The 14,256-nt window shown below is 72.5% G+C and carries 13 protein-coding genes; 6 read left to right on the forward strand and 7 right to left on the reverse strand.

Features of this window, described 5'->3' with window-relative positions:
* Positions 1-130: 130 nt before the first annotated feature.
* Positions 131-934, forward strand: coding sequence for an ion transporter (locus HNR68_RS17370; RefSeq protein ID WP_179722454.1), 804 nt, complete (start codon positions 131-133; stop codon positions 932-934).
* A gap of 10 nt (positions 935-944) precedes the next feature.
* Here HNR68_RS17370 and HNR68_RS17375 read toward each other — a convergent pair whose 3' ends face one another.
* From HNR68_RS17375 to HNR68_RS17385, 3 genes are all read right to left on the reverse strand, one after another.
* Positions 945-2,600 carry a bifunctional metallophosphatase/5'-nucleotidase gene (locus HNR68_RS17375; RefSeq protein ID WP_218889337.1) on the reverse strand — a complete coding sequence of 552 codons (1,656 nt, stop codon included), beginning with the start codon at positions 2,598-2,600 and terminating at the stop codon, positions 945-947.
* Between the two features lie 189 nt (positions 2,601-2,789).
* A complete protein-coding gene (locus HNR68_RS17380) occupies positions 2,790-4,673 on the reverse strand; it encodes a S9 family peptidase (protein ID WP_179722458.1) in 1,884 nt (627 codons plus the stop codon).
* A 147-nt stretch (positions 4,674-4,820) separates the two neighbouring features.
* Positions 4,821-6,593: a DUF4185 domain-containing protein gene (locus HNR68_RS17385; RefSeq protein WP_179722460.1), complete on the reverse strand. Its 1,773-nt coding sequence runs from the start codon at positions 6,591-6,593 to the stop codon at positions 4,821-4,823.
* Positions 6,594-7,086: 493 nt separating this feature from the next.
* Between HNR68_RS17385 and HNR68_RS17390 the strand changes: the two genes are divergently transcribed.
* The 3 genes from HNR68_RS17390 to HNR68_RS17400 all read left to right on the forward strand — a co-directional run bounded on the left by HNR68_RS17390 (position 7,087) and on the right by HNR68_RS17400 (position 9,498).
* A complete protein-coding gene (locus HNR68_RS17390) occupies positions 7,087-7,233 on the forward strand; it encodes a hypothetical protein (RefSeq protein WP_179722462.1) in 147 nt (48 codons plus the stop codon).
* A 243-nt stretch (positions 7,234-7,476) separates the two neighbouring features.
* On the forward strand, positions 7,477-8,895 hold the full coding sequence (argG, locus tag HNR68_RS17395) for an argininosuccinate synthase (RefSeq protein WP_179722464.1): 1,419 nt from the start codon (positions 7,477-7,479) through the stop codon (positions 8,893-8,895).
* A gap of 135 nt (positions 8,896-9,030) precedes the next feature.
* Positions 9,031-9,498 (forward strand): PPOX class F420-dependent oxidoreductase, encoded by a 468-nt coding sequence (locus HNR68_RS17400; RefSeq protein WP_179722466.1) that lies wholly within the window; start codon positions 9,031-9,033, stop codon positions 9,496-9,498.
* Positions 9,499-9,513: 15 nt separating this feature from the next.
* Here the strand turns inward: HNR68_RS17400 and HNR68_RS17405 are convergent, their stop codons facing one another.
* Positions 9,514-9,801 (reverse strand): DUF1540 domain-containing protein, encoded by a 288-nt coding sequence (locus HNR68_RS17405; protein ID WP_343050205.1) that lies wholly within the window; start codon positions 9,799-9,801, stop codon positions 9,514-9,516.
* Positions 9,802-9,951: 150 nt separating this feature from the next.
* Positions 9,952-10,185, reverse strand: a complete 234-nt coding sequence (locus tag HNR68_RS26880; RefSeq protein WP_246330475.1) for a lipopolysaccharide assembly protein LapA domain-containing protein — start codon at positions 10,183-10,185, stop codon at positions 9,952-9,954.
* Positions 10,186-10,349: 164 nt separating this feature from the next.
* Between HNR68_RS26880 and HNR68_RS17415 the strand changes: the two genes are divergently transcribed.
* Positions 10,350-11,048 (forward strand): hypothetical protein, encoded by a 699-nt coding sequence (locus HNR68_RS17415; protein ID WP_179722470.1) that lies wholly within the window; start codon positions 10,350-10,352, stop codon positions 11,046-11,048.
* Between the two features lie 15 nt (positions 11,049-11,063).
* Here HNR68_RS17415 and ypfJ read toward each other — a convergent pair whose 3' ends face one another.
* Entirely contained in the window at positions 11,064-11,993 is a 930-nt protein-coding gene (gene ypfJ, locus HNR68_RS17420) for a KPN_02809 family neutral zinc metallopeptidase (protein ID WP_179722472.1), read from the reverse strand.
* Positions 11,994-12,164: 171 nt separating this feature from the next.
* Here ypfJ and HNR68_RS17425 point away from each other — a divergent pair, with 171 nt between their 5' ends.
* Entirely contained in the window at positions 12,165-12,734 is a 570-nt protein-coding gene (locus HNR68_RS17425) for a dienelactone hydrolase family protein (RefSeq protein WP_179722474.1), read from the forward strand.
* A gap of 20 nt (positions 12,735-12,754) precedes the next feature.
* Here the strand turns inward: HNR68_RS17425 and HNR68_RS17430 are convergent, their stop codons facing one another.
* Entirely contained in the window at positions 12,755-13,525 is a 771-nt protein-coding gene (locus HNR68_RS17430) for a VOC family protein (protein ID WP_343050206.1), read from the reverse strand.
* Positions 13,526-14,256 lie beyond the last annotated feature (731 nt).

Below are 14,256 nucleotides of genomic sequence, written 5' to 3' on the forward strand. Positions count from 1 at the left end.
CGCAGCGGGTGCCGCGCACCCGCTGTGCGTTGCGTGACACTCCGGTCGCCGTGCGCGGCGAGCACCGCAGCCGAACGCTAAGTTGATCACCGATCCCCTCCGTCGAGCACAGTCCTGCCAGGAGCTTTCGGTGAACACGCGTCAACGGGTCCGCCTGCTGGTCGACGCACCGGCGTTCCAGCGAGTCATCATCGCGGTCATCCTCGTCAACGCGCTGGCCCTCGGCTGCGAGACCTCACCGACGCTCATGGCCCACCACGGCTGGCTGCTGCACGCGGTGGACCGGGCCGCGCTCGCGGTGTTCACGGTGGAGATCGCCGCGCGGCTCTACGCCCACGGCTGGCGGTTCTTCCGCGACCCGTGGAACTGCTTCGACGCCGTCATCGTCGGGGTCTCGCTGCTGCCCACGACCGGGACGTTCGGCGTCCTGCGGGCCCTGCGGGTGCTGCGCGTGCTGCGCCTGATCTCCGCGGTCCCCAACATGCGGCGCGTGGTCGGCGCGCTGCTGACGGCGGTGCCCGGGATGGCCTCGATCGCCGCGCTGCTCGTGCTCATCCTCTACGTGGGGTCGGTCATCGGCACCAAGCTGTTCGGCCACATCGCCCCGGAGTACTTCGGCGACCTCGGCGACTCGCTGTTCACCCTGTTCCAGGTGATGACCGGGGAGGCCTGGTCGGAGGTGGCGCGCAGCGTCATGGAGGACGAGCCGCTGGCCTGGGTCTTCTTCGTCGCCTACATCGCGGTCACCACGTTCACCGTGCTGAACCTGTTCATCGCGGTCGCCGTGTCCGCGATGGAGTCGCAGATCAGCGAGGAACGCGACGACAGCGCGGAGACCGTCCAGCAGCTGCTCGGCGAGGTGCGCGGGCTGCGGGCCGAACTGCGCGAGCTCCGCGCCGAGGTCGGGGGCGCACCGACCTCGGTGCGCCCCTGACCTCTCCGTCCTACGGGACCTGGGTGATCCGGTCGGCCGGCGGCGGCGCGAGGTCCGGGTGGGCGCCCAGGTAGTCGATGAACGCGTCCAGGTCCACCGGACCGCCGACGACGTCGGTGCCCTCGGTGAACCCGGTGAACCCGTCGCCTCCGGCGGCCAGGAAGTTGTTCACCGTCACCCGGTAGCTGGCGCCCGGGTCGACCGGCTGCCCGTCGATGGTGATCTCGGTGACCTTCGACCCGACCGGCGCGGAGGCGGAGTAGGTGAAGTGCAGGTTCGCCGACACCTGCAGCATCCGCGTCTCCTCCCCCGACCACTGCTGTTCCAGCACGGCCTTCAGCTGCGCGCCGGTCAGCGTGAGGGTCTGCGTCACGTTGCCGAACGGCTGGACCGAGTACGCCTCGCCGTAGGTGACCACCCCGTCGCCCTCACCGGCCGGCGAGGAGGCGTGCACCAGGCCCGCGCGGATGCCACCCGAGTTGGTCATCGCGACCTGCGCGCCACCGGCCGCGGTCGCCGCCAGCTGCGCGTCGGCGACCACGTCACCGAGCGGGGACTCGCCGGACGGCGCGCCCTGGCGCGGCAGGTCGGCGGTGATGGTGCCGACGGCGCGGTTGGCGATCGGCGCGACCTCCTCGGTGGCTTCGTCGACCAGCTGCTGCACGGCGGGGTCCGGGGGCACGTCGCGGGTGACGACGCGGTTGTGCGCCTCGGTCGCTGAGCGGACCACGTCCTTGCTGACGCGGTCGATGGTCAGGTCGGCCACCGTCAGCAGCCGGCCGAAGGACGCGCCCTGCAGCACGGCGCGCGGGTTGCCCGCCGGGTCCTCGACCACGCAGTTGTACTGCTGGTGGCTGTGCCCGGTGAAGATGACGTCCACCTTCGGCGAGGCGTGCCGTGCGATCTCCGAGGCCGGGCCGGGCGTGACGGCGCACTCGTCGGGGCCGCCGCCCTCGGTTTCGTCACCCTGGTGCACCAGCACGACCTGCGCCTTGACCCCGGCGCGGTCGAGCAGGTCGGCGGTGCGGTCGATCGCCTCGACCTCGTCGCCGAACGCCAGTCCCCGCACGGCTTCCGGGGTGACCAGCGAGGGCAGGTCCTGCAGCGTCACCCCGATGATGCCGATCGGCACGCCCTGGACGCGCTCGACGGTGTAGGGCAGCAGCGCGGGGCGGCCGTCCTCGAAGGTGACGTTGGCGCCGAGGTACGGGAAGCCCGCACCGTCGTAGGGTTCGCGGAACTGGCAGCCGTCCTCGGGGTGGCACCCACCGGACTGGATGCGCTGCAGCTCGGCGTAGCCCTCGTCGAACTCGTGGTTGCCGACGACGGCCGCGGAAACGTCGAGCTGGTCGAGGAACTCGATGGTGGGCTCGTCGTGGAACAGCGCCGAGTTCACCGGCGAGGCACCGATGTTGTCGCCCACCGAGAGCACCAGCGAGTGGTCCGCCTCGCTGCGCGCCTGCGCCACGTGGGTGGCCAGGTAGGCCGCACCACCGGCCTCGACCGTGGTGCCGTCGGGCAGGGTCACCTCCCCCGAGGAACCCGCGGGCGGGTCCAGGTTGCCGTGCAGGTCGTTGAACGCGATCAACCGGACCTCCACGGTGGCGGGCGCCGCGCCCACCGGTGTCCCCGACAGCGCCGCGGTCACCAGCACCGCTGTCCCCAACGCCGCTGCGCAGCGGCCGAACCGACCTGGTCGCACTGCTCTCCTCCATCCCCGTGCTGATCGGACGACACGAGATCTTGCCCGGTGCGGGCGGCGCGATCCAGCAGTTCTGCCGGTTCGGCGGGAACCCGCCCCTCGCCGCCGGAGCGTGGTGCGTCCCGGGTGGCGGGCCGGGTCCACCGAGGACGGTCAGCCGCGGCGTCCGCCGAGGTGCTCGGCCAGGTGCCGCTCGATCGCCCGGTGCAGCCGGACCCGGTCCTCGGGACCGCGGCTGCCGTCGGTGCTGACCTGCTCGACCGGCACGCCGCGCGCCCGCAGGCGTTCCACGACGGTGTCGGACTCGACCTCGTCGGCCGACCGGACGAGCAGCAGCGGGGAGCGGATCCGGTCGAGCATGGTGATCGGCGAGCGGGCCAGCAGGTCGGCTTCCTGCTCGGGGTCCGCGGGGTCGCCGACGTAGCGGAACCAGCTGTGGGCCAGCGCGGGCCGGGTGAACGGCGGCGAGGTGCGCAGGAAGTGCGCCAGGTCCAGCAGTCCCCCGCGGGCGACCGCCGCGGCGAAGCGGTCCGGGCTGAGCGCGGCGCCGACCAGCGCCGCGTGGCCGGCGTAGGGGTCCTCGTCCCCGACGAGGGCGACCCGGCTCGGGTCGGCGTGGCCCTGCGCCACCGCCCAGTCGAGCGCGTCGAGGAGGTCGTCGTGCACCTTCCCGGCGAACTCGCCGATCGCGGCGGTGGTGTACCGCTTGCCGCAGCCGGTGGAACCGCGGACGTTCACCTGCAGCACCGCGTACCCGCGGTTGGCCAGGAACTGCACCGTCGGGTGGTAGCCCCACGAGTCGTGGGACCACGGGCCGCCGTGCACCAGCAGCACCAGCGGCCCGGTCGCGCCGTCGACCGGCAGGGTCAGGAACGCGTGCAGCGGCAGTCCGTCGCGGGCCGGGAAGCGCACCGCCGACATCGGGGCCAACTGCGCCGGGTCCAGCTGCGGGTGCGCCCGGAACAGCAGCCGGCTCTCCCCCGTGCTGTGGTCGTAGAACCAGGTCGCACCGGGTTCGCGGTCGTGGACGAAGGAAGCGACCCAGCGCTGCTCGGTCTCGTCCGAGGACACCTCGTCCAGCACGCCGTCGGAGAGCGCGGACAGCGCGGCGTGCACCTCGGCGAAGTGCGGGTCCAGGACCTCGATGTGGGGGCGGTCCCCGGTGAAGCGGGCCGCGATGACCGCACCGGTCCGCCGGCTGGTGAACACGGTGGGCGGCCGCGCGCCCGGAGCCGCCAGCCCGGCGGTGCACAGGCTGCGCCCCGCCACCGCGGCGACCGTGGTCTCCGCACCGGAACGCCGGTCGATGCGGACCAGCCGGAGGTCGTCCGAGTCCTGGTAGTCGCCGACGAGCAACCCGGTGCCGTCGGGCGTCACCCGCTGCAGCGGCGGACCCAGCGGGTGTTCCGGCCCGCCGACGCGCCACAGCAGGCGCCTCCGGCCGCCGGGGTCGATCGCGGAGAACTCCCAGGTGCCGTCCTCGGTCAGCGCCGCGTGGAAGGCGGGTTCACCGCGCCCGTCGAGCAGCACGGTGCCGCCCGGCTCGGGCCGGCTCTGGTGCGGTGTCCGCTCGCCGGTCGCGACGTCGACCCGGACGGCGTCGATGGACGCGGGGCGCTGGTTCATCCAGACCAGCACGCTGCCGGCCCCCGGTCTCGTCGGGTCGACGGCGAACACGCGCTGCCCCGGCGGCAGCGGGGTCAGGTCGACCGCCGGTGCACCCGGTGCGTCCAGGTCGACCCGGAACAGGTGCCAGTCCTCCTCGCCGTCGGTGGCGTGCAGGTACAGCAGCCAGCGCGGGTCATCGGTCCACCAGTGGTGCTCGACACCGCGCCGGTCGTCGTGCGTGAGGCACACCGCGTCCTCGTGCCCCTCGTCGACCCGGCGCACCCACAGGTTGAGCTTGCCGCGCTCCGGAGCCAGGTAGGCGATCCTCGCACCGTCCGGCGAGAGCGAGGCACGGGAGAACGCAGGGTCGGCGAAGAACTCCTCGGCCCCGACCAGCGTCGAGGCCCCCCGGTCCGGTGCTGCGGTCATCCAGTTCTCCGATCGGGCTCCCAGCGAGAGGAGTGCGCGCGGCGTCCAGCACGGGCTCGCCGGGGCGCAGGTTCGATGCAACACCGCGCCGGCGGTGCGCGGTCAGCCGCCGTTCGGTTGATGCACGCGCCGACGGCTCCGCGCAGTTCACCGCCCGTCGAAGTAGACCTCGAGCTCGGCGATCGAGGTGAACGCCGCGGAACCGCCCGGGACTCCGGTGATCCGCACCCCGTCACCGGTGGTCGGGGCGAAGGTCAGCGCGTAGCTGCGGTGCGGACCCGCGGTGCGGTCGTGGGGGTAGGGCGGGGTGATCACCAGACCGCTGACGTCGACCCAGCCGTCCGCCTGCCGCACCTGCACCCTCAGGTCTCGGGCGAACCAGCCGCCGTCGGGGAACGTGGTGCCGGTGGTGTAGACGACGCGGTCCACCCAGCGCTGCTCGCGCCAGGTGTAGCCCCAGGAGTCGGTCTGCTTGCGGGTGCCGTCGTAGCTGTCCTCGCTCTGCTCGAGGACCCCGTCGTTGAGGTAGTCGCCGCGCCCGTGGTGGGCGGTCTTCTCGACCGGGAAGACGTCCGGTTCGCGGGCGAGGTTGCGCGCCGGGTCGGGCCGGTTGACCGCCGGATCGCCCCACTGGCGGGGGAAGGCCCGGAACTGCCGCAGCGAGAAGCAGTAGTTCGGCAGACCGCACTGCAGACCCTGGAACCAGTTGGACTGCAACCACATCCGCGTGCCGTCGGCTGAGACGAACTTGGACGGCAGGGTGCAGGCGTAGCCTCCGTTCTTCGGCCCGGCGCACGCGGGTCGCGGTTCCCCGGCCTCCGGCAGCGGGATGTCGTGACCGCCCGGCACGGGGTCGAACCGGATCCGGCCGGGCCGGCCGAACCAGGGCTGGCAGCCGAAGTCCTTGGACAGGAACAGCCGCCACGGTCCCCACGGTGCCGGTGCCTCGTAGAACTCGAAGGTGTACTCGCTCCAGGAGGTGTAGAGGTAGCGGCGCAGCGGGGCGTTGTAGAGCACTCCGCCCTGGGACAGCACGCTGAGGTCGCGCCGCCCGGTGACGACCAGGTCGGTGTAGAGCCGTCGCTCGTCGGTGAGCACCGGCGCCTTCTCCTCGATCCGTGCGGTCCACTTCGGACCGTCCGGACCGCTCCCGGCCCAGAACCGCCACGCGTCGCGCTGCTGGACGCTGTCGCGCGGCACCCGCGCCAGGTAGAGGCCGGTGGGGGACGGCACCGTGCCGCTGTAGGAGGTGCGCCAGTTGTGGTCCAGGCCGTAGGCGTAGACGTGACCGGCGTCCTGCGGCCCGAGGGTGCGCGCGTGCTCCTGGCTGCGACCGAAGTCCAGGAACATGATCGTGGTGAACACGTGGTCGGTGAACATCGGCTCGGCCGGTTGCTGCCAGGTCCGCCCGTGGTCCTCCGACTTCACGACCGTCGCGTTCGGGGCGTCGTCGAACGCCTGCCCGGCCGGCGCGGAGCGCAGGTCCTGCACGGCCAGGTACAGCTCGTCACGCCCGTCGCCGTTGCCGTCGACGGCGACGATCCCGGTGGGTTTCGGGTTGTACTGCGCGGGGTCGGCGTGCGCCCGGGCGATCGCATCGCCCGCGGCGAGCCGTTCGCCGCGCAGGCCGGTCTCCGGCGTCCCGGCGATCCGGTTCGCCACGATGGGAGCCATCGGCTGGTCGCCGAAGCCCCGTCCGTCGCCGTTGGCCGTGTAGACCAGGTCGTCGTCCGCCCAGCACGTCGGCCACAGGTCGCCCGAGCTCTCGGTGCTCACCGTCGAGGCGTAGTCGGTGAACGCGGTCACGAAGAAGCCCCCGGCGGGCTCGGCGGCCCGCACCGGCGCCGCGCGCGGCAGTCCCCCGAGCAGGGCCGCTCCCGCACCGGCCAGGACGAGACCGCCGAACTGCCGGCGGTTCACCGCGCACATCGGCCACCCGCCGGACCACGCTCCAGCGCCGCCACGCGTCGCCGCCCGGCCCACCGCACCCGGCCGGCGGCCGGGCCCGCGGCACCCGTCCTCGCGCTGATCCCCATCCCCACTCGGCTTACCCGGCCGGGTGGCCGGGAATGCCTGCGACTCGGCCCGGCAACCCACGTTGCACGGGCGGCGACAGGGCCACCCGCGCCTGGGGCGCAGTGGAAGAACAGACACGCAGCGTGTTCGAGGAGCAATGATTTGCTACGCAACGTGTCCAGGGCGAAAGTCTCTCACACGGCATGTTGCCCGGTCCTATCGTGGGGTGTGCGCAGGTGGAAGCGCATCCGGCTGGATCCAGAAGCAACGCGACCGCGCGCTCGCGACCGTCCACCCCGGACGGACTCGGTGAGCTGCGCCGGTGCTGCGGACTCCCCCGCAGCGCAGTTCTCGACGGAATTTCGATGACGCTCGTCCTGATCTACAGGAGACCGACATGAAGGTCAGCGCAGTCTTCAGCAACGACTACCGGCGCAACGGCGGCTGGGGTTGGGGCTGGGGTTGGGGCCACTGGGGTGGCTGGGGCTGGGGCGGCGGCTGGTGGGGACACTGGCGCCGTCGTGGCCACTGGGGTCGCTGGTGATCGACCTCCCAGCACAGGAGCCCCAGGCGGGGTTGCGATGAGCAGCCCGAGAGCCTGAACCCTCGCCCGAGCAGCTCCCGCGTGCGCGCGGGAGCTGCTCGCACGTGCGCCACGGCCGCAGTGCACCTGACGAGCGCGGCGAGCGGGCTGGAGAGCCGCCGGAGCGACTACCGTTGCCCCTGGTCAGACGACCACCCCACCCCCGATTTTATAATCATGCAGTCCATCGCATACTCTTGAACCATGTCCAAGGTTCTGACGAGTCTCCCGGTCGGCCAGCGGGTCGGCGTCGCCTTCTCCGGAGGTCTCGACACCTCCGTCGCGGTGGCCTGGATGCGCGAGAAGGGCGCGATCCCGTACACCTACACCGCCGACATCGGGCAGTACGACGAGACCGACATCGCCTCCATCCCGGGGCGCGCCGAGTCCTACGGCGCCGAGGTGTCCCGCCTGGTGGACTGCCGGGAGGCGTTGGTCGAGGAGGGCCTGGCCGCGCTGACCTGCGGGGCGTTCCACATCCGCTCCGCGGGGCGCACGTACTTCAACACCACCCCGCTGGGCCGGGCCGTCACCGCCACCCTGCTCGTGCGGGCGATGCTCGAGGACGGGGTGGAGATCTGGGGCGACGGCTCCACCTTCAAGGGCAACGACATCGAGCGGTTCTACCGCTACGGGCTGCTCGCCAACCCGCGCCTGCGGATCTACAAGCCGTGGCTGGACACCGACTTCGTCGGCGAGCTCGGCGGTCGCCAGGAGATGTCGGAGTGGCTGCAGGAGCGCGGCCTGCCCTACCGCGACAGCGCGGAGAAGGCCTACTCCACCGACGCCAACATCTGGGGCGCCACCCACGAGGCCAAGCAGCTGGAGCACCTCGACACCGGGGTGGAGATCGTCGAACCGATCATGGGCGTGCGGTTCTGGGACGAGTCGGTCGAGATCCCCACCGAGGACGTCACGATCTCGTTCGCGCAGGGCCGCCCGGTGGCGATCAACGGCAAGGAGTTCGACTCCCCCGTCGACCTGGTGCACGAGGCCAACGCGATCGGCGGCCGGCACGGCCTCGGGATGAGCGACCAGATCGAGAACCGGATCATCGAGGCCAAGAGCCGCGGCATCTACGAGGCGCCGGGCATGGCCCTGCTGTTCATCGCCTACGAGCGGCTGGTGAACGCGATCCACAACGAGGACACCATCGCCAACTACCACAACGAGGGCCGCAAGCTGGGCCGCCTGATGTACGAGGGGCGCTGGCTGGACCCGCAGGCGCTGATGCTGCGCGAGTCGTTGCAGCGGTGGGTCGGCTCGGCGGTGACCGGCGAGGTCACCCTGCGGCTGCGGCGCGGCGAGGACTACTCGATCTTGGACACCTCCGGTCCGGCGTTCTCCTACCACCCGGACAAGCTGTCCATGGAGCGCACCGAGAACGCCGCCTTCGGCCCGACCGACCGGATCGGCCAGCTGACCATGCGCAACCTGGACATCGCCGACTCCCGCGCCAAGCTGGAGGGCTACAGCCAGCTCGGCCTGGTCGGCCCGGCCCACACCGAGCTGGTCGGCACGCTGCAGGCCGGCGGCGCGGAGGCGATCGCCTCGGTGGGCGCCGACGACGAGACCGAGTCCGGCTACCTGGACCGGGCCGCGATGGAGTCCGGCACGGACTGACCGCTTCCCGGACCGAGGGCCGCTGCGGGAGCGCTCCCGCGGCGGCCCTCCGTCGTGTCGGACCGGCCGAGCCGCCTCCGGCGGTGCGCGGCAGGATGGTCGGGTACCGCTGAGAGCTCACCAGGAGGTCCCACGATGCCCCAGATCGCCACCAACACGACGGTGGACCTCGCCGGTCTGCTGGACTTCGTCCGGCCGCGGCACCGCGCCATCCTGATCACCACACGCACCGACGGGCGCCCGCAGGCCTCGCCGCTGACCTGCGGGGTGGACGACGCCGGGCGGCTGGTGATGTCGACCTACCCGGAGCGCGCGAAGACCCGCAACGCCAAGCGCGATCCGCGGGTGAGCGTGGTCGTGCTGTCCGATGACTGGAACGGCCCGTGGGTGCAGGTCGACGGCTCGGCCGAGGTGATCGACGCACCGGACTCCGTGGAGCCGCTGGTCGAGTACTTCCGCACCATCTCCGGCGAGCACCCGGACTGGGACGAGTACCGCGCGGCGATGGTGAAGCAGGGCAAGTCCCTGATCCGCGTCACCCCCGAGCGTTGGGGCCCGATCGCCACCGGGGGCTTCCCGGCCCGCCTCGTCGAGCAGGGCTGATCCTGCGCCGGAGGGTCAGGCCGGCTGGTAGGTCAGGCAGTCCACGAGGCTCTGCTCGTGGCCGACCGTGATGCCGGGGGCCTGGCACTCGAGGTGCGAGTTGTAGCGGCAGTCCGCCATCTTGCAGGCCCCGACGTGCGCGACCGCGTTCGGGTCGCCGCCGTCGACGGACGTGGTGACGTAGGTGTCGCACACCGCGTGCTGCGGCTCGCCGATGGTGATGGCCAGGGCGTGGCAGCTCTGGTGGTCGTTGAAGGCGCATTCGGTGGCGGTGCAGCTGTTGACCAGCGGCATCTCCATCATGATCACCCCTTGCGTCAGTTCGGTGTGGTGCCCCTACCGTCGCGCTCGCCGGTGGTGGTCACCAGGCGTGGCCCACCACCATCACCTGATGGGGTCCCCCGGGCCCCGCGGCTCCACACCCGGGCTCCCGCACGCGGCAGGGCCAGGCCGTCACCTCCGGGGGCGGCTGATGAGCAGCCCGACGACGATGCCGACGACCAGCATCCCGGCCAGCGCCGTCCACAGCGGCATGGTCACCTGCGGGACGAGGAGCCGGATCTCCACGAGCGCCCGGTTCTCGACAGCGAGCACCACGGCGAGGGCTCCCAGCACGAGGCCGGTCACCGCGCGGGCCGACACCCGGTGCCGGCCCGCCGGTGTCGCCGCTGGTCCCTGTCGCGCCACCTGCACCACCCCTTGCTCGACACCCTGAGCGTGCGAGCGCACCGGGTGCGGCCCCCAGAGCACAACGTCCCGCTGGTCGAGCGACCGGGACCTTCGCCCGGTGACAGCGCGCCGACCGTGCCGCGACCGTCGAGGCATCCACTCCAGCTACGTGGGAGGACACGATGCGCAACGGCCACGAGATGCGCTGGGGCGGGCTGGCCGGAGCGGCTTCGCTCGTGCTCGCCGTCATCGCGAGCATCCTGCTCCGCGGCGCCCCGCAGGCCGGCGAGTCCACCACCGCCATCGCCAGTTACCTGTTCTTCTCCCGCGGCGCGATCATGACCGCGGTGGTGCTCGCGGCGGCGGCCGTGGTGCTGTTCATGTGGTTCGGCGCCACGCTGGCCACCGCGTTCCGGCTGGCCGACCCGGACAGCGACGCGCCGGCGGTCGTGCTCGGCGGGTTCGCGATCAGCGCTACCACCGGGTTCCTCACCACCGCGGTCTTCGGCGGCGTGGTGCAGACGCTGGCCACCTACCCGGTGCTGCTCAGCCTGGCGTCCGTGCCCTACTCGGCGCTCGTGGTGGTGCGGACGCTCGCCGGGCTGACCCTGGCACTGCCGCTGGCCGCCTGCGCGGTGGCCGTGCTGCGCACCGAGGCGTTCCCGAAGTGGGTCGGCTGGTTCAGCGGCTTCGTCGCCCTGGTCCGGGTGCTCGGCGCACTCACGGTGATCAGCGGGGCCGGGGTGCTGGCGCCGGACAGCGTGCTGGCCTCCTCCGTCCCCAACGCGCTGACCGCCGTGTGGCTGCTGGTCATGAGCGGGCTGCTGGTCCGCGAGCACCTGCCCGTCCTCGGCCCGCAGCGCCGGGGCGCGGTCGTGTGACGGCGTCCCGGCGGGTCAGCCGAGGTCGACCTTCGGGTCGAAGGTGTTGCAGGAGCTCGGGTCGCCGGTGCGCAGACCGGTGGTGAACCACTTCTCGCGCTGCGCCGAGCTGCCGTGGCTGAAGGCGCTCTCGTCCACCCGGCCGCCGCCGAGCTGGGCCTGGATGTAGTCGTCGCCGATCCGCTCCGCGGCGTCCACGGCGCGGCTGATGTCGTCCTGGGTGACCTCGGAGATCAGCGGCGCACCGGAACGGGTGGGCACCGTCGTGGCGTGGTGGGCCCACACCCCCGCGTAGCAGTCGGCCTGCAGCTCCAGCCGCACCGAGCCCGAGGTGGGCCCGGTCTTCCGGGGATCGACCTGGGAGCTGGTGCCGAGCAGGTTCTGCACGTGGTGGCCGTACTCGTGGGCCAGCACGTAGGCCTCCACGAAGGTGCCGCCGCGGGCGCCGAACCGGGTCTGCAGCTCCTTGAAGAAGTCCAGGTCGATGTAGACGTCGGCGTCGGCCGGGCAGTAGAACGGGCCGACCTCGGACGTGGCACCGCCGCACGCGGTGCGCACCGCTCCGCGGAAGAACTTCGTGGGCGCCTCCTGGTACCGGCCGCCGGAGCGCGCGAACTGGTCCCGCCAGTAGCCCTGGATGGAGTTGATCGACGCCACCAGCGCGCACTCCTCGCGGCGGTTGGCGTCCGCCCCGGTGCGGCACTCCTGCGCCAGCCGGTGGTCGTCGGCCTGCTGGCCGGCGGGCAGCTGGTCGAGGCTCAGCGGCAGCTGCGGCTGCCCGCCGCCACCGCCGAGGACGTTGCTGAGCAAGAAGAAGAGCACGACACCGACGACGGCCAGTCCACCGCCACCGATCGCGATCGTGCCACCACCGATCCCGCCGCCGGGACCACCGACCTCCTCGACCTGCGAGGCGTCCAGCTCCGCGTCCTCGTTGAAGCGCACCGAATCCTCCCGGGCAGCCGCGCGCCGACCGGCGTGCGGAAGGTTTCCTCCACTGGAGAAGATATCCGGGTCCGCGAGGAGGTTGATCTCGTGCGCCGGGCCGGTGTTGCGCGCGCAACACCGCGACCGGGACCCGCCGCGCACCGCGCCCGGGCCTGGTTGGATGGAGGCGTGGACATCCTGCTGCTTCACTCCACGTTCGGGCTGCGACCCGCGGTGCACGCCGCCGCCGACCTGCTGCGCGACGCCGGCCACGAGGTGCACGTGCCGGACCTGTTCGGCGGGCGCACCGCGGAGACCGTCGAGGACGGCATGCGCATCAACGAGGAGATCGGGCGCGACGAGCTGCTGCGCCGGGCGGTGCAGGCCGCCGCCCCGCTCAGCGAGCGGGGCCTGGTGTACGCCGGCTTCTCCCTGGGCGCGGCACTGGCGCAGAACCTCGCGCTGGCCGACGAGAAGGCCCGGGGACTGCTGCTGTTGCACGGCACCTCGGACATCGCGCAGGGTGCCACCGTCGACGACCTGCCCGTGCAGCTGCACGTCGCCGAGCCGGACCCGTTCGAGTCCGAGGACTGGCTCAACTCCTGGTACCTGCAGATGCGGCGCGCCGGCGCGGACGTCGAGGTCTACCGCTACCCCGGCGCCGGGCACCTCTACACCGACCCGGACCTGCCGGACCACGACGCCGAGGCCGCCCGGGCGACCTGGACCACCGCACTCGGCTTCCTCGACTCGCTCTGACCGCCCCGGCGGCTCGCGGGTCAGTCGTCGTACGGGTCGTCGTTGCCCGATGAGCCGTAGTCGGTGGCCTGGGAGGGGTCGACGAGGGCGAAGCGCGCGCCCAGCGGGTCGCGCAGGACCGCGACGCGGCCGAGGCTGGAGTCGTGCGGGTCCACGCGGATCCGGCCGTGGTGGGCCACCGCCGTCCGCACCATCTCGTCGGTGCCGACCTCCTCGTCCACCCCGAGGTAGAGCAGCCAGTGCGCGTGCGCGCCCGGGCTGATGTGGCCGCGGATCATGCAGACGCGGGCGAGCACCGAGTCCGCGCCCAGGTACCAGACCTCGTAGTCGGACACGTGTTCGGTGCCGAACTGCTCGCTGGTGTAGCCGAAGAGCCCGCCGTAGAACTGGTCCGCGGCCTGCGCCTTGATGGTCACCAGCTCCGCCCACACCAGGGTGCCCGGCAGGCCGACGTCGAACTGCCACGCCGGGTCCGGTTCCAGCAGGCCGAACTCGTCGTCGGACGGGCTGACCAGCACCAGCTTCACGCCCAGGCCCGGCACCCGGCTCCGGGGCACGGTGATCACACCGCCGAGCTTCCCCGCTTCGGCCGCGGTGGCCGCGCAGTCCTCGGTCGCCAGGAACAGCCGCCACCGCGATCGGCCGTCCGCCGACTCGCGGACGCTGGCCACCGGGTACCCGTCCCGGTGGGCGATGACGTGCGCGCCCTCCCGCGGGTCGTCGTGCCGTTCGAACTCCCAGCCGAACAGCGCGCCGTAGAAGTCGCAGGCCACCGGCACGTCGGTGGTCACCAGCTCGATCCAGCAGGGTGTTCCGTTCGGGACGTCCCCGCGCGCCCCTCCCCCGACGGACATGTCTCGCCCCCAGTGCCTCTGCCAAGATCACTCGCCGGTTCCCATTGTGCGGCCGCGCCCCCGGCGCGGGAATCCGCCATCGGCTTCCACTGCCGGGACGACCACCTGGACAGAGCACCACGTCCAGGGGCGAACCGGACGAACCCGCCGAACCGCTCCGGCGGGTCCACATCGGACAGCCGGCACGTCGGCGCCGGAGAGGCCTGCACCGATCAGGAACGGCTCGTGGGCCGAGACACCGCACCAGAGCCGGGAGGCGACGACCGGGACCGCGCGGAGCACCCCGGCCGTGACGGCAACACCCGACGTCGTCGCCGCTCAGGCCGGTGCGGTGCCATCGCCCTGGGGGGTGGACACCCCCGCCGGACGGCGTCCACCATGCGATGGGCCGCCCCCTGTGCGCCGCACCTCTCGCCCACCCCGGCCCCACGAAGCTCCGGGGAGAGCCTTGACGGCCCCGGAGAAGCGGTTTAGCGTTTTCGAACCACAAACGTATACTTCCGCATAACGAAAACCCTGTTCCGCGCTGTCGGCCCGGCGACTCCGCACCACCCCCTGCGGCGGAGCCGGTCGCACGCAGCCACCGGAGCGCACCCCGTCCTCGCCGAGCACCCGGCACCGCACTGCTCGCCCCGGGGACGCCCGCTCCCGCAGCACCCCACGCCGGA

The organism is Saccharopolyspora hordei (genome assembly GCF_013410345.1).
GTDB lineage: Bacteria > Actinomycetota > Actinomycetes > Mycobacteriales > Pseudonocardiaceae > Saccharopolyspora > Saccharopolyspora hordei.

Coding starts and splice junctions, on each gene's coding strand:
- HNR68_RS17380 (WP_179722458.1), bottom strand. CDS start 4,673: ATGACCGCAGCACCGGACCGGGGGGCCTCGACGCTGGTCGGGGCCGAG.
- HNR68_RS17390 (WP_179722462.1), top strand. CDS start 7,087: ATGAAGGTCAGCGCAGTCTTCAGCAACGACTACCGGCGCAACGGCGGC.
- argG (WP_179722464.1), top strand. CDS start 7,477: ATGTCCAAGGTTCTGACGAGTCTCCCGGTCGGCCAGCGGGTCGGCGTC.
- HNR68_RS17400 (WP_179722466.1), top strand. CDS start 9,031: ATGCCCCAGATCGCCACCAACACGACGGTGGACCTCGCCGGTCTGCTG.
- HNR68_RS17405 (WP_343050205.1), bottom strand. CDS start 9,801: ATGATGGAGATGCCGCTGGTCAACAGCTGCACCGCCACCGAATGCGCC.
- HNR68_RS17415 (WP_179722470.1), top strand. CDS start 10,350: ATGCGCAACGGCCACGAGATGCGCTGGGGCGGGCTGGCCGGAGCGGCT.